A 20918-nucleotide genomic window follows, 5' to 3' on the forward strand; every position below is an offset into this window, starting at 1 on the left:
GGATTATGACTCCCGGCTGCGGGCACACATCATCGTTGCTTCGCAGACAATTTTACCGTCTACGGTCGCCACGCCTTTAAAGCGCGTCAGACCACGGCGGGTTTTCTCGAAGGTGACTTCCATGATCATCTGATCGCCAGGCACCACAGGACGCTTGAAGCGTGCATCGTCAATACCGGCAAAATAGTACAGCTCACCCGGTTCCAGTTTACCTACGCTTTTAAACGCAAGGATGCCTGTTGCCTGAGCCATAGCTTCTAAAATCAGTACGCCTGGGAAAATCGGTTTACCAGGGAAATGGCCCTGGAAAAACGGTTCGTTAACCGATACGTTTTTTACCGCGCGAAGGAACTTGTGCTCTTCAAACTCGAGTACGCGATCGACCAGCAGAAACGGATAGCGGTGCGGCAGCAGTTCAATAATCTCTTCAATTTTCAGAGTATGAGTTTCAGTAGTCAAAATACTCTTCCTGTCCTAAAAATTCTGATGGCATCAATAACACGGCCTGCAAAGATCGCAAGATCACCGCAGGCCGCAAATCAGTTTCCGTGCGCAAGCCTTCCCTGCTTAGCTTTCTAATTCTACCCTGGTGGGTACTGAAGGCTGCTCAGGCTGCTGGCAAGGCGCTTAGTCTTTGTGGACTTTACGCTCGATGGCTTTTAAGCGTTTGCTTATTTCATCGATATTCATCACCAACGCGGCCGTTTTGCGCCAGGTTTTGTTGGGTTGCAGCGGAATCCCGGAGGAGTATACCCCAGGTTCAGTAATTGGTCGCATGACCATTCCCATTCCGGTGACTGTCACTTTGTCACAAATTTCCATGTGGCCATTAATGACACTTGCACCGCCAATCATGCAGTAGCGGCCGATTTTCAGGCTGCCAGCCATGATGACGCCACCCGCAACCGCGGTATTGTCGCCAATCACAACGTTATGTGCAATCTGGCACTGGTTATCAATGATAACACCATTCCCGATCCGAGTGTTATCCAACGCACCGCGATCGATAGTGGTACAGGCACCGATTTCCACCCGATCGCCAATGATTACGGTACCCAACTGCGGGATTTTCACCCAGTTGCCGCGATCGTTAGCGTAACCAAAACCGTCCGCGCCGATAACCGTGCCGGACTGGATCAGGCAGTGTTCGCCAATCTGAATTTCATGGTAAACAGAGACATTCGCCCAAAGACGGCTCCCTTTACCAATGCGGGTATTCTTACCGATGAAACAGCCGGCGCCAATCACCACGTTATCACCCAGCTCTACGCCAGATTCGATAACGGCATTCGCCCCGACAGAAACATGCTGGCCCAGCTTCGCGCTGGGATCGATCACCGCGCTGGGCGCGATATTTGTGGCAGGTTGTGGGGTAGTGTCCAGAATCTGCGCCATGCGGGCATAGGTCAGATAGGGATCTTTTACCACCAGCGCGGCACCCTGCACACACTCCAGATCCTCAGCTAAAAGCACCACGGCAGAGGCCTTGCAGGTTGCAAGCTGCTCGCGGTAACGGCTGTTAGAGAGAAAAGTGATTTGACCGGATTGGGCGGATTGCATAGAAGCAATGCCGGAGATGACGAGGTCGCCATCTCCGTGCAATTCTGCATCCAACTGCTGGGCTAAATCAGCCAGTCGAATTGATGACATCGATTATTTAACCTGTTTCAGAACATCAGCAGTGATGTCTTTAGATTTAGCTGCATACGCCACGGCGTTAGCATCAACAACGACGTCGTAACCTTCATCATCTGCAACTTTACGCACAGCATCCTGAATACGGCTCAGGATTTTATTGCGTTCTTCTGCCTGACGACGACGGTTATCCTGCTCGAAAGCCTGAGCTTTTGAAGAGAAGGCTTCACGCTGCGCCATCACGTCTTTTTCCATGCGGCTGCGTTCGCTCGCCTTCATGGTAGAGCCGTCACGCTGCAAACGCTGCATTTTGGTTTGCAGATCGCGCTCCATACCTTGCAGCTCAGTTGCACGGCCTTTGAACTCATTTTCAAGCTGTTTCGCAACTGTCGCACGCGCCGGTAACTGTTGGAAAATGCTGGAAACGTTCACCACTGCAATCTTATCTGCAGCCTGAGCACCAGCGGAAACCGCCAGAGCAATTGAGAGGCCTGCGGCACACAACAACTTTTTCACTATAAACTCCTTACCATCAACGTTTGTGTCTGAGACACATGTGTTGCGCGTTAAGGCAACCATGCAGGTTGCCTTTAAACGGCGCGATACTCACTTAGAAGCTTCCTTGCTGAACCGCGTTACCAGGTTTTACCAATGTTAAACTGGAACTGTTCGGCTTTATCTCCATCATACTTTTTGAACGGCTGGGCATAAGAGAAGACCAGCGGCCCCAGTGGCGACATCCACTGTAGCGCCAGACCAGCCGACATACGGATATTGCCAGGATCGCTGTAGTCAGGAATTCCAGCCGCACGCGTTTCGGCGGTGTTTTCCCACTTGGTATCCCACACTGTACCGGCATCCACAAACAGCGATGTCCGCACAGAGTTCGCATATTTCTCACTCAGGAACGGCGTTGGCGTGATCAGCTCTGCACTGGCTGTTGCCATAGCATTACCGCCAACGGCATCGTTTGAATCACAGAGTACGCCGGTTGAGCAGGTGTCTGAGTTATTGTTGTAGTAAGCCGCTTTTGGACCAATGGTATTAGAGCGGAAACCACGCACGGTGCTGGAACCACCGGCATAGAAGTTCTCATAGAACGGCAGCTCTTTGCCATCCAGGCCATCGCCATAGCCGACTTTCCCGCGACCCAACAGCACCCAGGTACGATCCTGGTTCAAAGGCACATACTGCTGCGTATCCAGCGTCGCTTTGTAGAAGGCGTTATCGGAACCTGGGATAGTCACTTTACCATTCAGGTTGGTACGGTTACCGGCCGTTGGGAAGAATCCGCGGTCCAGGTTGTTGTATGTCCAACCATAGTTAAAGGTAAAGTCGTCGGCAGCATAATCAGCATCGCCGTTGAGATCCGGGTTCTGACCCACAGAATTCAGATAGCGGAACATGGCTACCTGCGGCTGCATATTGGAGAGGTCGTTATGAACATACCCCAGACCAACGCGCAACGTGTTGTTTTCATTGACCGGGAAACCGAGCGTACCGTCTAAACCATAACTTTTGTTGGTATAGTCAGAGAGGTCAGCGTCATCCGCTTTAAAGTCGTTATAGAACACACGACCGCCGAGGCTCACACCGTCAACCGTGAAGTACGGGTCGGTCAGTGAGAATTCCGCATAGGTCTGATAATCGTTTTTCGTGCCGCTGATGCCAACGGTGTTACCGGTGCCGAGCCAGTTTTCCTGGGTCACGCCAACCTGGAAGCTCACGCCACTTTCCGTGCCGTAGCCCACGCCAAAGTTGAAGGTACCGGTGTTACGCTCTTTCACCTTGTACACCACGTCTACCTGATCCGGCGAGCCTGGCACGCGCTGCGTGTCGGTATCTACCGTTTCAAAATAGCCGGTACGGTTCAGACGCTCTTTGCCCTGATCGACCAGGTCGCTGCCCAGCCAGGCACCTTCCATCTGGCGCATTTCGCGGCGCAGAACGGAATCTTTAGAGGTGTCATTGCCTTCAAAGCGCACTTTACGAACGTAGTAGCGGTTGCCCGCATCGACGTTGACGTGCAGCTTCACCGTTTTATCGGCATCGTTGATTTCTGGCTGCGTGACAACGCGTGGATAGGCATAGCCATATCGACCCAGCATCTTCTTGATGTCATCTTCCATTTTGGTCACTTTGGCGCCGTTATAAAGCTCGCCTGGCTTAACCTTAGTCAGCGTTTCGACTTCCGCTGAGTGGCCCGCCATGCTGCCATTAACCACAACGCCGGAAAGCTTGTACTGATCGCCTTCGGTGATATTGATGGTGATGTAGATGCCTTTTTTATCCGGCGTCAGGCTGACCTGCGTCGAATCGATGTTGAAACGGGCATAACCGCGGTCCAGGTAGAAGCTGCGCAGGGTTTCAAGGTCGCCGGCCAGCTTTTGCTTCTGATACTTACGATCCCCTACCACGTTCCACCACGGTACTTCATCACGCAGCTGGAAGCGGGAGATCAGCTCATCAGATGAGAAAGCTTTGTTGCCCACCACGTTGATTTGCTGAATCTTGGCAGAGACGCCTTCGGTAAAGACCAGCTTCAGGTCTACGCGGTTACGCGGCAGAGGAGTAACCACTGCCTTCACACTGGCGCTGTATTTACCCACGCTGTAGTAGAAGTCTTCAAGCCCCTTCTCAATAGAAGAGATGGTGGTGCGGTCAAGGGCTTCGCCCACGCGCACGCCAGAGGCTTCCAGATTCTGCTTCAGCATGTCATCTTTCACCGCTTTGTTACCGGAGAAGGTGATGCTGGCGATCGTCGGGCGCTCTTTAACCTGAACGATCAGCGTGTCGCCGTCGCGCAGGACTTGTACGTCTTCGAAGTTTCCGGTCGCGAAGAGAGCACGAATAGTATTACTGATATCATCATCGGAGACGGTGTCTCCCACGCGGACAGGCATACTCAGCAATGCCGCGCCGACGGCGACTCGCTGCAGGCCTTCGAAATGAATATCCTTCACTACGAAGCCGTCTGCCGCGTATACGGTAGCGCTGCTAAACAGCAGCGACGCTATGAGCAACTTTTTCATCGCCATCGTTGTTATGCATTCTTCCTAACTGGTTCTCACGGGTAGCGTGCGCCTGGCCTGCTAAAGACGTGAGAAATCATTGAATAGTGCAAGCCCCATTAACAGCACCAGCAATATAGAGCCAATGCGATAACTGAAGTCCTGAACTCGCTCAGACACCGGCCCACCTTTGATCTTTTCGATCGCCAGGAACAGCAAATGCCCACCATCTAATACCGGCAACGGGAACAGATTGATTATCCCGAGGTTCACGCTGATCAAAGCCAGGAACATCAGGTAGTAGATCAAACCATATTCCGCCGACATCCCAGCACCCTGGGCGATTGAAATCGGCCCGCTGAGATTGTTTAACTTCACTTCGCCGACTATCAGTTTGCCCAGCATGTTTACCGTCAGCTTCATCAGCTGCCAGGTTTTGGCGCTCGCCTCACCTATTGCAGCAAACGGGCCATACTGTCGTACCGTTTTAAATTCATCCGGCAGAGGAATAATGCGCGGGATAACCCCTGCGAACCCTTCTGCTTTGTTGCCAGGCTTAACGTCTGGCGTCAGGGTTAACCGGACAGGGGAACCCTCTCGTTCAACCTCTACAACCAACGCCTGCCCCGGATTATCGCGTACCAGCGTAACAAAACGCTGCCACTGGTCTACCGGCTGACCATCGACTTTAACGATCCTGTCGCCCGCTTGCAAACCCGCCTTGCTTGCTGCCGAGTTCGCCTGCACTTCTGCCAGTACCGTTTCGATCTGGGGGCCACGAGGCTGAATGCCCAGCGACGCTACCGGATCCTGCTTATCCGGCTCGAACTGCCAGTTGCGCAGATCGAGCCGCTTTTCTGTGACCTGAGAAGAGCCAAAAGGCGTCACGCTCAGCGTCGTTTGCTGGTCGCCTATTTTTGCCACCAGCGCCATACGCACAGCATCCCAGTCAGGCGTTTCGATACCGTCGACAGCTTTAAGTTCCATTCCTGGCGTAATTTGAGCCTCTGCCGCCTGCGAACCGCTCACTATTTCGCCAACGACCGGACGAACGCCAGGGACGCCGATGATAAACACCAGCCAGTAAGCAAAAATGGCAAACAGGAAATTCGCGACAGGCCCGGCACTGATGATGGCTGCGCGCTGTAGGACGGTTTTGTTATTGAAAGCGTGATGGCGCAGCTCTGGCGCTACGCTTTCAACACGCTCATCGAGCATTTTGACGTAGCCGCCCAGCGGGATAAGTGCAATGACATATTCGGTTCCCTGCTTGTCGCGACGACGCCACAAGGCTTTTCCAAATCCCACAGAGAAACGTTCTACTTTGACACCACAGCGACGGGCCACCCAGAAGTGGCCAAATTCGTGCACGGTGATCAATACGCCAAGGGCAACAATAAATGCCCCCAGGCTCCAGAGAATGCTCAGCATAACGTCCCTTATAGCGTCCCGAAGACCAGCAACAGCAGACAGGCAAAGACCGGCACGGCGGCGGTCAGGCTGTCGATACGGTCAAGGATCCCACCATGACCGGGAATGAGATTACCGCTGTCTTTTATGCCCGCCTCACGTTTAAACATACTCTCTGTTAAGTCGCCCAGCACGGAAGCCAGCGCGGCCACCAGCGAACAAATCAACAGCGTAGTAATGGGCACGCTTAGCGGCGCCCACAGACTGAACAGCCAGGCAATAATAGCAGAGGTCACCAGACCGCCAAAGAAGCCTTCCCAGGTTTTGCCTGGTGAAACTTTTGGAGAGAGCTTGTGCTTACCAAACAGGCGGCCAAACATATAGGCTCCCGAATCCGCCCCCCACACCAGCAGCATCACGTATAACAGCCACCAGGCGCCGGCGAAATGATCGGTATCGTAGTGATACTGGCGCAGCGTGAGCATACCCCAGAAAAACGGCACGATGGTCAGGATACCAAACAGCAGACGAAGAGGTTTAGAGGAGCGCCACAAAGCGGCAGAGCCGGGATAGCGCAGCACCAGCACCAACGCCACCACCCACCAGCAGAGGGCAGCCCAGAGCGAGCCAGCAACCTGGGGCAGATGCACGGAGTGCTGATAGGCAGGAAGGGTGAACATCATGAAGGCGAGAAGCAGCCCGCACAGGACCGCCAGCCAGATGCGTTGCGATTTAGACGCGAAGCCCGCGAACTGCCCCCACTCCCAGGCGGCGAGCATACATACCGCCAGGGTGATAATGGCAAATCCAGCAGGCGGCAGCAAAAACAGCGCTGCAATCACAATCGGGATAAGTATAAACGCGGTAATCAGGCGTGACTTCAGCAAAGATTACCCCCAGAGCGCTCAGGCGCCGCCGGGTGCTGCACCGCCAAAGCGACGCTCTCGTTGTGCAAATGCATTCAGTGCACCTTCAAAGACTTGTTCATCAAAATCAGGCCAGAGAACATCGGTAAAAAAGAACTCTGCGTAGGCAACCTGCCACAGCAAAAAGTTACTGATTCGATGCTCTCCCCCTGTCCTTATTACCAGATCCACGGGAGCCAGATCATTGAGGCAGAGATAGTTGCCGAGGGTGTCTTCCTCGATCTGATCGGGACGGAGTAGACCTTCCTGAACCTGCTCTGCTATTTTTCTGACGCCATGGATGATATCCCAACGTCCGCCATAATTCGCGGCAATGTTGAGGGTTAGTCCATTATTTTGTTGAGTAAGTTCCTCGGCGCGGCGAATGCGCTCCTGCAGACGGGCATTAAAACGACCGGTGTCGCCGATGATCCGCAGACGAACATTATGCTTATGCAGACTTTTCACTTCGCTGTCGAGCGCCCAGACGAAGAGCTCCATCAACGCCAGGACTTCCTGCGGCGGACGGTTCCAGTTCTCACTGCTGAATGCATAAAGCGTCAGCGCATCAAGCTTGTTGCTGACAGCAAAACTTACCGCCCGACGAACTGACTTCACACCGGCTTTATGCCCCGAGATGCGCAGCTTGCCACGGTTTTTAGCCCAACGGCCATTGCCATCCATAATGATGGCCACGTGACGGGGGTTTTCCCCTTGCAGGTCATCGGTTTTTAATTGATTTTCGGACGACATAACGCGTAATGATTTCCTTTAATCAGAAATACAACGGCTTCTGAAATATCTTACCCGCTCGACGTAAAAAAGCCGTGTCTCGCACGGCCTGCGTTACCGCTTCATCGCAACGTGATACTCAAACAGCGGCGGAAGACTATACCATCTCCGCCCCCGCCCCACAAATGGCCGCACCCTGATTGGCTGAATTACCGGGCTTCAGAGAAGCGTGACAGCATGGCACCTGCCGAGGCGCGCGCCTGCCTGTCAATCTCCAGTACCGCCTCAACGCTGTCAGGTTCCGCACAGGATAACTTCTCCAGCACGGCCGTATTGAGTGCGGCGATATCGGTAAAGCGGATTTGCGAATCCAGGAAAGCGGCAACCGCAATCTCGTTGGCTGCATTCAGCGTCGTGGTCGCAGCCTGTCCGGCAGAACAGGCATCGATAGCCAGCTTCAGGCAGGGATAGCGCGCAAAATCCGGCTCGGCGAAGGTCATCGCCCCCATGCGGGTGAAATCCAGTGGCGTAGCCCCGGACGGCACTCGCTGAGGCCAGGCCATCACGTGTGCAATAGGCGTCCGCATGTCAGGTGAACCCAACTGAGCCAGTACGCTGCCATCACGGTAACGCACCATAGAGTGGATTACCGACTGGGGATGCAGGATGACTTCCATTTGGGCGTCGGTTGCATTAAACAGCCAGCGGGCTTCAATATATTCCAGGCCTTTATTCATCATGGTGGCAGAGTCAACGGAGATTTTTCGCCCCATTGACCAGTTCGGATGCGCACAGGCCTGATCCGGCGTCATGCGCTCAAGCAGGTGTAACGGCGTCTCGCGAAACGGGCCACCAGACCCCGTGAGGATAATGCTGTCAATGCCATTATCTTCCAGAGAAGCGTACCCTAACTGTTGCTGGAGGGAAGCAGGCAAACTCTGAAAAATGGCGTTGTGCTCGCTATCCACGGGCAACAGCTGCGCTTTTGACGCGCTTACCGCCTCCAGAAAAAGCTGGCCGCAGGTAACCAGAGACTCTTTATTAGCAAGAAGCACCTGTTTTCCAGCGCGAATTGCCGATAACGTAGGCATTAATCCTGCCGCGCCAACAATTGCCGCCATAACCTGATCCACCTCATCCAGCGCCGCCAGGTCGCAGGCTGCCTGCTCACCGCTCAAGACCTCGGTCGCTACGTTCAGGCTTTTCAGACGAAGTCGCAGGGCCGCAGCAGAGCGTTCATCAGACATTGAGGCATAGGCAGGGCGAAAGGCCAGACACTGTTCAGCCATCCGCTCAACATTATGACCCGCGACCAGCGCCTTAACGGCAAACAGATGCGGATTGGCGCTAACTACCGCCAGCGTGCTGGTCCCGATTGAACCCGTTGAACCGAGGATCGTCAATTGCTTCATGAGGGTGCTCTGTGTCATCACCGACGGCCTGGCTCTTCCGGCCATCAGCTAAGCGAATAAATGCAAAACGCCGTAAGACTGACCACTCATTTGAACGGCAATCTGTACGGCGTTTCATGGGAAAATGACGAACTCAGAAGTCCATCAGCTCCGTTTCTTTTTCTGCCAGCGCTGTATCAACTTTCTTGATAAAGAGGTCGGTCATTTTCTGGATATCATCCTGAGAACGCCGCTCTTCGTCTTCGCTGATCTCTTTGTCTTTCAGTAAAGCTTTAACTTTGTCGTTCGCGTCACGGCGGACGTTACGCACGGACACGCGACCCTGCTCTGCTTCGCCACGGACAATTTTGATCAGGTCTTTACGACGCTCTTCCGTCAGCGCAGGCAGCGGAACGCGAATATCGGTGCCAGCTGAGCTTGGGTTAAGACCCAGGTCAGAGGTCATGATCGCTTTTTCTACAGCCGCGCTGATAGAGCGGTCAAACACGTTGATTTTCAGCGTGCGGGAATCTTCAACGGTGACGCTGGCCAGCTGGCGCAGCGGCGTGGAAGAGCCGTAATAGTCAACCATGATGCCATCAAGAATGCTTGGCGAGGCGCGACCAGTACGGATTTTGCCGATAGTGTTTTTGAATGCTTCCACGCATTTATCCATGCGCGTTTCAGCATCTTTTCTGATTTCGTTAATCACGTTGGAACCCTTGGATTCTGGTTAGCACGGGTCGTATGGCACCCGTGTCAACATAGTCTTGGTGAATCTGATTATAGTGCGCAACGCACTACAAAAGCAGAATATACCTTATTTTACGCAGCGGCGGATATTATTGCGTAATCAGGGTGCCTTCTTTTTCGCCCATTACCACGCGACGCAGTGCGCCTGGCTTATTCATATTGAAGACACGAATCGGCAGTTTGTGATCGCGAGCCAGCGTAAAGGCCGCCAGGTCCATTACCTTCAGCTCTTTATCCAGCACGTCAGTGTAACTGATCTGATCGTACAGGGTCGCATCCGGGTTTTTCACCGGATCGGCTGAATAGACGCCATCTACTTTGGTGGCTTTCAGCACCACATCTGCTTCAATTTCGATGCCACGCAGGCAGGCGGCGGAATCGGTAGTAAAGAACGGGTTACCCGTACCGGCGGAGAAGATCACCACGCGGTTGTTGCGCAGCAGGCTGATCGCTTCTGCCCAGCTGTAGTTATCGCATACGCCGTTCAGCGGTATCGCGGACATCAGGCGGGCGTTCACATAGGCACGATGCAGAGCATCACGCATTGCCAGACCGTTCATCACGGTCGCCAGCATGCCCATATGGTCGCCAACGACGCGATTCATTCCAGCCTGCGCCAGACCAGCGCCACGGAACAGATTACCACCACCGATAACCACACCCACCTGAATGCCCAGTTCTACCAGTTCTTTCACTTCCTGAGCCATACGATCCAGTACGCTTGCGTCGATGCCGAAGCCTTCAGCACCTTGCAGCGCTTCGCCACTCAGTTTAAGCAGAATACGTTGATATACAGGTTTTGCATTGGTCGCCATGGTGTTTTTTCCTGGATGGTTTGGTCGATGTGAGGAGTTAAATCTGATCTATCATCCTCTTAGCACCGGAGAAATGCTATTGGGATGAGACTGAAAATGCGTGGTGCTAACGGCAGACAAAAAAGAACCGCCGATTGGCGGTTCTTATCAATCATTAAGACTGCTTGGACATCGCCGCAACTTCTGCTGCGAAATCGGTTTCTGCTTTCTCAATGCCTTCGCCCACTTCAAAGCGGATGAAGTTAACAACGTCTGCGTTTTTCTCTTTCAGCAGCTGGCCCACAGTTTTTGATGGGTCCATCACGAAAGGCTGACCAGTCAGAGAGACTTCGCCGGTGAATTTCTTCATGCGGCCTTCAACCATCTTCTCTGCGATCTCTTTCGGCTTACCGGACTGCATGGCGATGTCCAGCTGAACCTGGAACTCTTTCTCAACCACGTCAGCAGAAACGTCTTCTGGCTTAACGAATTCTGGCTTGCTTGCTGCAACGTGCATTGCCAGCTGCTTAACCAGCTCTTCATCAGCACCTGTTGCTGAAATCAGAACGCCGATACGTGCGCCGTGCAGGTAGCTGCCCAGTGCATCGCCTTCCAGTGAAGATACGCGACGAATATTGATGTTTTCACCAATTTTTGCCACCAGCGCCACGCGCTCTTCTTCGAACTGAGCTTTCAGCGCTTCAACATCGGTGATTTTGCCAGCAACAGCAGCATCCAGCACTTTGTCAGCAAAGGCCTGGAAACCGCTATCTTTAGCCACGAAGTCAGTCTGGCAGTTTACTTCCAGAATCACACCGTAGTTGCCTTCGATCTTGGTTTTGATCACGCCGTCAGCAGCAACGTTGCCTGCTTTCTTAGCCGCTTTGATCGCGCCAGATTTACGCATGTTCTCGATTGCCAGTTCGATGTCGCCATTGGCTTCGGTCAGCGCTTTCTTACAATCCATCATGCCAGCGCCAGTGCGCTCACGCAGTTCTTTTACCAGAGCCGCAGTAATATCAGCCATTCTCTAATCCTCGGTTATTCAGCATTTGTTGGCATCCCGCCGGAACGGGGGAGACAAATGTCTCTTCTCGGGAGAAACATTCTGCCCCGCCGATTGTGACAACCGGCAGAGCGAATTCGAATAAAATAAAGGGGCCATCCGGCCCCTTACAGATTTACATCTGATCAATAAGGGCTCTCTGAGGAGCGATCCTTATTACTCAGTTTCGGCGAAGGTTTCTTCAGCCTGCTGAGCCAGGTCCTGAGAGCGACCTTCACGCACAGTGGTAGCCACTGCGGTCAGGTACAGGCTCACAGCACGGATTGCATCGTCATTACCAGGAATGATGAAGTCAACGCCGTCCGGATCAGAGTTAGTATCAACGATAGCAAAGACCGGAATACCCAGGTTGTTTGCTTCTTTGATTGCGATGTGCTCGTGGTCTGCATCAACAACGAACAGAGCGTCAGGCAGGCCGCCCATGTCCTTGATTCCGCCCAGGCTGTTTTCCAGCTTGCCCAGTTCACGGGTGCGCATCAGCGCTTCTTTCTTGGTCAGTTTATCGAAGGTACCGTCCTGAGACTGGGTTTCCAGATCTTTCAGACGTTTGATGGACTGACGAACGGTTTTCCAGTTAGTCAGCATGCCACCCAACCAGCGATGGTTTACGAAGAACTGGTCACAGCTCAGCGCAGACTCTTTTACCGCTTCGCTTGCAGCGCGCTTAGTACCGACCATCAGGATCTTTCCTTTACGGGAAGCGATCTTGTTCAGTTCAGCCAGAGCTTCGTTGAACATTGGTACGGTTTTTTCAAGGTTGATGATGTGAACTTTGTTACGAGCGCCGAAGATGAATGGCTTCATTTTCGGGTTCCAGTAACGGGTCTGGTGACCGAAGTGTACACCAGCCTTGAGCATGTCGCGCATGGAAACAGTTGCCATGATTACCTCTATAGAGTGATTTGGGGTTAAGCCTCCATGTATCCCATACAACCGACCCGTCAGACTGCTTGCGCAGGCTTTAAGGCACCCCGGCGTATGTGTCGATACATGTGTGTTATTTACACATAATGAGAGTTATGCGTTTCGCTGAGAAAAGTTCTTCACAGAGAATCGTCGGCGCGCTTTATATCACAAAGCGCCCTGTGAAGCCAAATTTTGTTAGCAACGCCCTTCCTGCCACAAACTGCAATTGGCAGAGCAAAGGTGGGCTGCTACCATTGCTGCACTTCCTTTATTATTGTCGAAAATAGCGGCAACTGCGGACAAAATTAATGGCGATTACAATTAAAACCCCTGAAGAAATCGAAAAAATGCGCGTGGCGGGCCGTCTGGCTGCTGAAGTGCTCGAAATGATTGAAGAACATGTTAAGCCCGGTATCAGCACCGGCGAGCTGGATCGCATTTGTCACGATTACATCGTTAACACTCAGAAAGCGGTTTCGGCCAGCCTGGGTTATCACGGTTTTCCGAAATCGGTCTGCATCTCCATCAACGAAGTGGTCTGCCACGGTATCCCAAGTGATGAGCGCATCCTGAAAGAGGGCGACATCGTCAATATTGATGTCACCGTGATCAAAGATGAATACCACGGTGATACCTCTAAAATGTTTATCGCCGGTAAACCTACTATTCTGGGCGAGCGTCTGTGCCGCATCACGCAGGAGAGCCTTTATCTGGCGCTGCGGATGGTGAAACCAGGCATCCGCCTGCGCACTATTGGCCGCGAAATTCAGAAGTTTGTTGAAGCGCAGGATTTCTCTGTTGTACGCGAATATTGCGGACACGGTATCGGTAAGGGGTTTCATGAAGAGCCGCAGGTTCTGCATTACGATGCGGACGACGGCGGCGTTGTGCTTCAGGCTGGCATGGCCTTTACCATTGAGCCGATGGTTAACGCTGGTGATTACCGCATTCGCAGCATGAAAGATGGCTGGACGGTGAAAACCAAAGATCGCAGCCTCTCAGCACAATATGAGCACACCATTGTGGTGACGGAAAACGGCTGCGAAATTATGACGCTGCGTAAGGATGACACCATTCCCGCCATCCTGACCCACGACGCGTAAGGCAAAAGAAATAAAAAAACCGGCTCCGGCCGGTTTTTTTTGATCTCAGGCTGCTGCTGGCGCTATTGTCGGTGTTCTATTCCGATCCGCAGCGCATTAAGCAGGAGCACCGGCGTGACCAAAACCCTTAAGGATTATAAAAAGTCTGGCTCCCCTGCCCACTGGGCCGATGAGGAGCTGACTCGCGAATCCCTGAAGCAACATCTTGAGCAGTTCAATCTGCTGCTGGCAGATGCGTTTGACCAGGGCGAAGACGTTGAAAAACTGATCGATGCCCGCACGCTCTTTATCGATCGTCTGCTCAGACGCCTCTGGCGTTTTTATGGCTTCCCGGAAAAAGAGGGCATTGCCCTGGTGGCTGTGGGCGGCTATGGACGCGGTGAACTGCACCCGCTTTCCGATATTGATGTGCTGATCCTCAGCCGTCGTACCCTCTCTGAACAGGATGCCCAACGCACCGGCGAGCTGCTGACGCTGATGTGGGACTTAAAGCTGGAAGTGGGGCACAGCGTCCGCACGCTGGAAGAGTGCCTGCTTGAAGGGTTGTCTGACCTCACTGTCGCCACCAATCTGATTGAATCCCGCATGTTAACCGGTGATGTGGCGCTGTTTCTTGAGCTGCAAAAGAACGTCTTCAGCGACGGTTTCTGGCCTTCAGACCAGTTTTTCGCGGCAAAGATTTCAGAGCAGCAGGAGCGCCACAATCGCTATCATGGCACCAGCTACAATCTGGAGCCGGACATCAAAAGCAGCCCTGGTGGCCTTCGCGATATCCATACGCTGTTGTGGGTTGCCCGCCGTCATTTCGGGGCAACCTCACTGGATGAGATGGTTGGATTTGGCTTCCTGACGGAAGTGGAGCGCAACGAGCTGAACGAGTGCCAGAGCTTTTTGTGGCGCATCCGGTTTGCCCTGCATCTGACCCTGCCCCGCTACGATAACCGCCTGCTGTTTGATCGCCAGCTTACCGTGGCTCAGCGCCTGAACTACCAGGGCGAAGTTAACGAGCCGGTTGAGCGGATGATGAAGGATTTCTACCGGGTGACCGCGCGTATCAGCGAACTTAACCATATGCTGCTGCAACTGTTTGATGAGGCGATCCTTGCGCTTGGCGAAGATGAGAAGCCGCGTCCCATCGATCAAGAGTTCCAGCTACGCGGTTCGCTGATCGATCTGATCGATGAAACGCTGTTCTCGCGCGAGCCGGAAGCGATCATGCGGATGTTCTATACCATGGTGCGCATGCAGAACATCAGCGGGATCTACTCCACTACGCTGCGCCAGTTGCGCCATGCCCGCCGTCATCTGGCCCAGCCGCTTTGCACTATTCCGGAAGCGCGCCGTCTGTTTATGTCCATTTTGCGCCATCCGGGCGCCGTCAGTCGGGCGCTGCTCCCTATGCATCGCCATAACGTGCTCTGGGCCTATATGCCGCAGTGGGGCAATATTGTCGGGCAGATGCAGTTCGACCTGTTTCACGCTTATACGGTGGATGAGCACACCATCCGGGTGCTACAGAAGCTGGAGAGTTTTGCCAACGAGGCGACTCGTCCGCGCCATCCTCTCTGTGTGGAAATCTGGCCACGCTTGCCGCAGGTGGAACTGCTGTTGATGGCCGCGCTGTTCCATGACATAGCGAAAGGACGCGGCGGTGACCACTCTCTTCTCGGCGCTCAGGATGTGCTGGAATTTGCTGAACTTCATGGCCTGAACTCGCGTGAAACCCAGCTGGTTGCCTGGCTGGTGCGCCATCATCTGTTGATGTCGGTAACGGCGCAGCGGCGTGATATTCAGGATCCCACAGAGATCCAGCAATTTGCCGAAGTGATGCAAAACGAGAACCGACTGCGTTACCTGGTCTGCCTGACGGTGGCGGATATCTGCGCCACTAACGAGAATTTATGGAACAGCTGGAAGCAGAGTTTGCTGCGCGAGCTGTTCTTCGCCACCGAAAAACAGCTGCGTCGCGGCATGGAAAACAGCCCGGATCTGCGTGAGCGGGTGCGTCATCATCGCTTGCAGGCTCTGGCGTTATTACGGATGGATAATATCGACGAGCGCGCCCTGCACCCTATCTGGAGCCGCTGCCGCGCTGATTATTTCCTTCGCCATACGCCCAATCAGCTCGCCTGGCATGCCCGCCATCTGCTGCAACACGACTTAACGCAGCCGCTGGTGCTGGTCAGCCCGCAGGCGACACGCGGCGGCACGGAGATCTTTATCTGGAGTCCGGATCGGCCTTATCTTTTCGCCACCGTAGCGGGAGAGCTGGATCGCCGTAATCTCAGCGTGCATGACGCGCAGATCTTCACCAGCCGCGACGGCATGGCGATGGATACCTTTATCGTGCTGGAGCCGGATGGCAGCCCGCTGGCCGCAGACCGTCATGAAATGATCCGGCAGGCGCTGGAACAGGCGATAGGCCAGACCAGCTGGCAGTCACCGCGCACCCGGCGGCAGTCCGCCCGGCTTAAACATTTCAGCGTGGACACTCAGGCGAAGTTTTTACCGGGTCACACAGACCGTCGCACCTACATGGAGCTGATCGCGCTGGATCAGCCAGGCCTGCTGGCCCGCGTGGGGGAAGTCTTTGCCGACTTAGGCATTTCACTACACGGCGCGCGTATCAGCACCATCGGTGAACGCGTGGAGGATTTATTTATCCTCGCTAACAGTGAGCGGCGAGCTTTGGGGCCGGAATTGCGCGAACAGTTACAACAACGGTTGACAGACGCCCTTAATCCAAACGATAAAGTGTGACCCGGATTTAATTTTTAACACACCATGTGGGGCAACGTGGCGGGGTTAACACCCCCCTTCCCGCATCGGGAACATGAGTGAAACAGGAAGAACTAATGCAACAATTACAGAGTGTTATTGAGAGCGCCTTCGAGCGCCGCGCAGAGATCACCCCCGCTAATGCAGATACTGTTACCCGCGAAGCGGTCAAACAGGTTATCAGCCTGCTTGACAGCGGTGCCCTGCGCGTCGCTGAAAAGATTGACGGTGAGTGGGTAACGCATCAGTGGCTGAAAAAGGCCGTACTCCTCTCCTTCCGCATCAATGACAATCAGGTGATTGAGGGTGCAGAAAGCCGCTTCTACGACAAAGTGCCGATGAAGTTTGCCGACTATGACGACGCGCGCTTTAAAAAAGAGGGCTTCCGCGTAGTGCCACCCGCTGCCGTTCGCCAGGGCGCCTATATCGCCCGCAATACCGTACTGATGCCTTCTTACGTTAATATCGGTGCCTATGTGGACGAAGGTTCAATGGTAGATACCTGGGCGACCGTGGGTTCCTGTGCGCAGATTGGTAAAAACGTGCATCTTTCTGGCGGCGTGGGTATTGGCGGCGTGCTTGAACCTCTTCAGGCTAACCCCACTATCATCGAAGACAACTGCTTTATCGGCGCACGCTCGGAGATCGTTGAAGGGGTGATTGTTGAAGAGGGTGCGGTTATCTCTATGGGCGTCTATATCGGCCAGAGCACTAAAATTTACGATCGTGAAACGGGCGAAGTGCATTATGGACGCGTACCAGCCGGTTCTGTAGTGGTTTCCGGTAACCTGCCTTCAAAAGATGGCAGCTACAGCCTCTACTGTGCGGTTATCGTGAAGAAAGTTGACGCGAAAACTCGCGGTAAAGTGGGCATCAACGAACTGCTGCGCACCATCGACTGATCCTCTGCGGGTCACGCCCTGTGGCCCGTAATCTTTTCTTTACAGTCAGCCTGCCAACAACCTCTTTCGCGTGACGAAATAACGGATGCTATTGCGCAACAACTGAGCGATAATCCGCGCCGTTAAGCGCACAGACGCTCCCCGATTGCGTTTCTGATTTACACATACTCATCTGAGTACGGGACGAGCGGGCAAAACTGACAAGGCGCCAGCGCCCCGCCTGCCTACTTAAGTAGGGGTGAGCACTGACACCGCAGCATTTGCAACGCGCAGCCGAAACAATAATCTCCCGCATAAGGAATCTGAAAAGTATGTATGACAATCTGAAAGGCCTGGGTATCTCTTCTCCTGACGATATTGACCGTTACAGCCTGCGTCAGGAAGCTAACAACGACATCCTGAAAATCTATTTCCGTAAAGATAAAGGCGAATTTTTTGCCAAAAGCGTGAAATTTAAATACCCGCGCCAGCGCAAAACCGTGGTGGCTGATAACGGCAGCCAGGGATATAAAGAGATCCAGGAAATCAGCCCTAACCTGCGTTATGTGATCGACGAACTGGACCAGATTTGCCAGCGTGACCAGGTTGAAGTGGATCTGAAACGTAAAATTCTGGAAGACCTGCGCCATCTGGAGCATGTTGTTTCCAATAAAATCAGCGAGATCGAATCCGATCTTGAAAAGCTGACCCGCAACGGCCGTTAATTCCCGGTAAGTTGTCGAAAAGGGCGGAGGCGATCTCCGCCCTTTTTTTATTTATGGCTGTTCATCCAGCTGTAGCGCAACATAGAGCAACAGTCTGTCGTCAAAATTACTCAGATTGAGTCCGGTCAGCTCAGATATGCGGTTAAGCCGGTATTCCAGCGTGTTGCGGTGGATATAGAGCGCTTTCGCCGTTGCCGAGGGCTGCACGTTATTGCTGAACCACGAGGTCAGCGTTCTGCGTAACAGCCCGTTATTGTCCATCGACTTTAGCCGGGCCAGTGGACGGGAGAGTTCACCAGCCTGCCAGCCGCCACGCAGGCTGTCGAGCAGTACGGGCAGCACTAAATCCTGATAGAAGTAGCTGCGCTGTTCAGGCATTCGCTGCTTGCCTACCAGCATTGTGGTGTGGGCGGTACGGTAGGAGCGCGCAATGCTACCCGGCCCGGTGAAAAAATTCCCCAATGCGATACGCATCCGCAGATGTCCGCTCTCCTTCATGCGCGATTGCAGCAGCTCAACCCGTTTGCGGTGATCGTCTGCGTCATACCGGCCATGCGCGTTGAAAGCTGGTTTCAGTACCACCATCTCCGTCAGTGAAACAATCGCAATCAGGTTATCTCTCTCCGGCGTGGTCAGCAGCGTTTGCAGCTGCTGTAACTCTGACATGGCGCTGTCCACGCCCAGCTGGCCGCTGTCCACTTCAACCACCGCCACCACTCTGGGCTGATTAAGATCGATACGCAGACGCTGTGCCCATTCCACTAATGCGGGTGAAAGCGTATCGCTACGGATCAGGTTCAGCACCAGCTCTTCACGAAGACGGCTATCCTGCGCCAGCATATGCAGCAGACGCGCCTGCTCCAGCATCATCTCCGCCGTCATGCAGACCAGTTCACCATAGTGCCGCAGCGTTTCCGGTTCGCCAGTCAGGCCAATAACGCCAACGATGTCGCCATCAATGCGCATCGGCAGGTTAATCCCCGGCCGCACACCGTGCAGGTGCTTAGCCACTCCCTCATCAATGTCCACAACCCGTGCCTGAGAGAGCGCCAGCAGCGCCCCTTCGTGCATTTCACCAATACGTTCAGGGTCGCCGCTGCCGATGATACGGCCCCGCGCGTCCATCACGTTGACATTGCTGTCAATAATTTGCATCGTGCGGGCAACAATTTCCTGCGCCAGCCGGGCATCCAGATGATAGGTAGCCATTTACCTCTCCAGCAAAGCATCATTCTTTCAGCATACCTGCGGCACCAGAGCGAAACATTGTGCAACTGCACTAAGCGCGGTGCGGACTGTAAAAATTGCGGGGAATATCACAAAGAGAGAGGACAATAACGGGGATTTCAAAACAGAAGTGCCGACGGGGTCGTCGGCACTTAAGGCAATTACTGCATCAACAGATAGATGGAGCTGTCGCCACGCTGGATATTCAGAGCCAGTACGGAAGGCTTGGTATCCAGAATTTTACGCAGCTCGCCCAGATTAGCGATCGCCTGCTGATTCACGCCCAGGATCACATCATCTTTCTTCAGACCAATGCGCGCTGCGGCAGAACCCGCCTTCACATTATCCACCTTGACGCCTTTAACGCCCTTCTCGTCAAAGTTACTCAGGTCAGCACCCTCAATACCGGTGTAAATCGTTGCGGATTCCACCTTATTCTGGGTACTTTGCTGAAGTTCAACGTTAACGGTAATAGGCTTGCCATCGCGGATCAGGCCCAGCGCCATTTTGGTGCCGACCGGCAGCGAGCCAACCTGAGCACGCAGTGCGGCAAAGCTGGAGATCTGCTTACCGTTGATGGAGGTGACCACATCGCCCGCCTTCACGCCCGCTTTTGCGGCTGAGGAGTTGGGCAGAACCTGGCTGACAAACGCGCCGCGCTGTGCGTCCACTTTCATCGCTTTCGCCAGCTCCGAGTTCAGCTCGGTGCCCATGATGCCCAGCTCACCGCGTTTCACCTGGCCATACTCCACCATCTGCGCCGTCAGGTTTTTCACCATGGTGCTGGGAATGGCAAAGCCGATACCGATATTGCCGCCGTCCGGTGCCAGGATGGCGGTGTTGATGCCAATCAGCTCGCCGTTAAGATTAACCAGCGCACCACCGGAGTTACCGCGGTTGATGGCGGCATCGGTCTGGATAAAGTTTTCGTAATTTTCAACGTTCAGGCCGCTGCGGCCAAGCGCAGAAACGATCCCGGAGGTGACCGTCTCACCCAGGCCATAGGGGTTACCAATAGCCACGGTGTAATCACCGACGCGAAGATCGTCAGAATCTGCCATTTTGATGGCCGTCAGGTTCTTCGCATCCTTCAGCTGGATCAGGGCGATATCTGAACGCGGATCTTTTCCAATCACTTTTGCGTCGTACTTGCGCCCGTCGCTGAGCTGCACCTGAATTTTGGTGGCGTTATCAACCACGTGATTATTGGTGACCACATAGCCTTTAGCGGCATCAATCACCACACCCGAGCCAAGCGCGCGGAATTTCTCCTGCTGAGTATTGGCTCCGCCCTGATCCTGCCCCTGTCCACCGCCGCCCTGACACATAGGGGAGCTTTGGAAAGGCGAGCCGTCCTGGCAGAATGGCGAATTGTCGCCAAAGAACTGCTGGAACTGCTGTGGCATCCGTGGCGTTTTCACCGTGGTGCTGCCTTCAACATTGATACTCACTACCGAAGGCATAACTTTTTCTAACATAGGGGCCAGGCTTGGAAGCTGCTGGCTGGAGGAAGAAGCGGTTTCTGCGGCCAAAGCAGTAAGCGGAGTCATCGCCATTCCCAGGCTCAGAGCCAACGCGCCAGCTAAAAGTGTTTTTTTCAT

18 protein-coding genes are annotated in these 20918 nt (G+C 53.8%); 4 read left to right on the forward strand and 14 right to left on the reverse strand.

The annotated features are described in order from the left end of the window. Window positions 1–3 precede the first annotated feature (3 nt). The 12 genes from fabZ to rpsB form a co-directional block, all read right to left on the reverse strand. Window positions 4–459 (reverse strand): 3-hydroxyacyl-ACP dehydratase FabZ, encoded by a 456-nt coding sequence (fabZ, locus tag AAH450_RS11855; RefSeq protein ID WP_306207798.1) that lies wholly within the window; start codon window positions 457–459, stop codon window positions 4–6. Window positions 460–627: 168 nt separating this feature from the next. Next, window positions 628–1650, reverse strand: a complete 1023-nt coding sequence (gene lpxD, locus AAH450_RS11860; protein WP_342910417.1) for a UDP-3-O-(3-hydroxymyristoyl)glucosamine N-acyltransferase — start codon at window positions 1648–1650, stop codon at window positions 628–630. Window positions 1651–1653: 3 nt separating this feature from the next. Further along, window positions 1654–2151 (reverse strand): molecular chaperone Skp, encoded by a 498-nt coding sequence (gene skp / locus AAH450_RS11865; protein ID WP_318788890.1) that lies wholly within the window; start codon window positions 2149–2151, stop codon window positions 1654–1656. A gap of 119 nt (window positions 2152–2270) precedes the next feature. Next, window positions 2271–4673: an outer membrane protein assembly factor BamA gene (bamA, locus tag AAH450_RS11870; protein ID WP_342910418.1), complete on the reverse strand. Its 2403-nt coding sequence runs from the start codon at window positions 4671–4673 to the stop codon at window positions 2271–2273. 54 nt (window positions 4674–4727) lie between these two features. Further along, window positions 4728–6077, reverse strand: coding sequence for a sigma E protease regulator RseP (rseP, locus tag AAH450_RS11875; protein WP_342910419.1), 1350 nt, complete (start codon window positions 6075–6077; stop codon window positions 4728–4730). Between the two features lie 8 nt (window positions 6078–6085). Then, on the reverse strand, window positions 6086–6943 hold the full coding sequence (gene cdsA, locus AAH450_RS11880; RefSeq protein ID WP_342910420.1) for a phosphatidate cytidylyltransferase: 858 nt from the start codon (window positions 6941–6943) through the stop codon (window positions 6086–6088). Between the two features lie 18 nt (window positions 6944–6961). After that, the gene (gene ispU, locus AAH450_RS11885; RefSeq protein ID WP_342910421.1) at window positions 6962–7714 is read right to left on the reverse strand and encodes a (2E,6E)-farnesyl-diphosphate-specific ditrans,polycis-undecaprenyl-diphosphate synthase; all 753 of its coding nucleotides are present in this window, start codon (window positions 7712–7714) and stop codon (window positions 6962–6964) included. A gap of 188 nt (window positions 7715–7902) precedes the next feature. Beyond that, window positions 7903–9105, reverse strand: a complete 1203-nt coding sequence (gene ispC / locus AAH450_RS11890; RefSeq protein ID WP_342910422.1) for a 1-deoxy-D-xylulose-5-phosphate reductoisomerase — start codon at window positions 9103–9105, stop codon at window positions 7903–7905. 133 nt (window positions 9106–9238) lie between these two features. Then, a complete protein-coding gene (gene frr, locus AAH450_RS11895) occupies window positions 9239–9796 on the reverse strand; it encodes a ribosome recycling factor (RefSeq protein WP_318788885.1) in 558 nt (185 codons plus the stop codon). Between the two features lie 130 nt (window positions 9797–9926). Beyond that, window positions 9927–10652 (reverse strand): UMP kinase, encoded by a 726-nt coding sequence (gene pyrH, locus AAH450_RS11900; protein ID WP_013200846.1) that lies wholly within the window; start codon window positions 10650–10652, stop codon window positions 9927–9929. A 154-nt stretch (window positions 10653–10806) separates the two neighbouring features. Then, window positions 10807–11658, reverse strand: a complete 852-nt coding sequence (tsf, locus tag AAH450_RS11905) for a translation elongation factor Ts (RefSeq protein ID WP_306207820.1) — start codon at window positions 11656–11658, stop codon at window positions 10807–10809. Window positions 11659–11853: 195 nt separating this feature from the next. Next, a complete protein-coding gene (gene rpsB / locus AAH450_RS11910) occupies window positions 11854–12579 on the reverse strand; it encodes a 30S ribosomal protein S2 (protein WP_342910423.1) in 726 nt (241 codons plus the stop codon). Between the two features lie 332 nt (window positions 12580–12911). Between rpsB and map the strand changes: the two genes are divergently transcribed. From map to AAH450_RS11930, 4 genes are all read left to right on the forward strand, one after another. Next, on the forward strand, window positions 12912–13706 hold the full coding sequence (map, locus tag AAH450_RS11915; protein ID WP_342910424.1) for a type I methionyl aminopeptidase: 795 nt from the start codon (window positions 12912–12914) through the stop codon (window positions 13704–13706). A gap of 114 nt (window positions 13707–13820) precedes the next feature. Next, window positions 13821–16466 (forward strand): bifunctional uridylyltransferase/uridylyl-removing protein GlnD, encoded by a 2646-nt coding sequence (glnD, locus tag AAH450_RS11920; RefSeq protein ID WP_342910425.1) that lies wholly within the window; start codon window positions 13821–13823, stop codon window positions 16464–16466. A gap of 95 nt (window positions 16467–16561) precedes the next feature. Beyond that, the gene (gene dapD, locus AAH450_RS11925; protein ID WP_318788882.1) at window positions 16562–17386 is read left to right on the forward strand and encodes a 2,3,4,5-tetrahydropyridine-2,6-dicarboxylate N-succinyltransferase; all 825 of its coding nucleotides are present in this window, start codon (window positions 16562–16564) and stop codon (window positions 17384–17386) included. Between the two features lie 311 nt (window positions 17387–17697). Next, complete coding sequence (locus tag AAH450_RS11930) at window positions 17698–18090, forward strand: DUF3461 family protein (protein ID WP_342910426.1); 393 nt, start codon at window positions 17698–17700, stop codon at window positions 18088–18090. Window positions 18091–18141: 51 nt separating this feature from the next. Here AAH450_RS11930 and AAH450_RS11935 read toward each other — a convergent pair whose 3' ends face one another. Further along, window positions 18142–19299, reverse strand: coding sequence for a CdaR family transcriptional regulator (locus AAH450_RS11935; protein ID WP_342910427.1), 1158 nt, complete (start codon window positions 19297–19299; stop codon window positions 18142–18144). Window positions 19300–19478: 179 nt separating this feature from the next. Next, the gene (gene degP / locus AAH450_RS11940; RefSeq protein ID WP_342910428.1) at window positions 19479–20918 is read right to left on the reverse strand and encodes a serine endoprotease DegP; all 1440 of its coding nucleotides are present in this window, start codon (window positions 20916–20918) and stop codon (window positions 19479–19481) included.

The sequence above is a fragment of the Erwinia magellanica genome, from assembly GCF_039023495.1.
GTDB lineage: Bacteria > Pseudomonadota > Gammaproteobacteria > Enterobacterales > Enterobacteriaceae > Erwinia.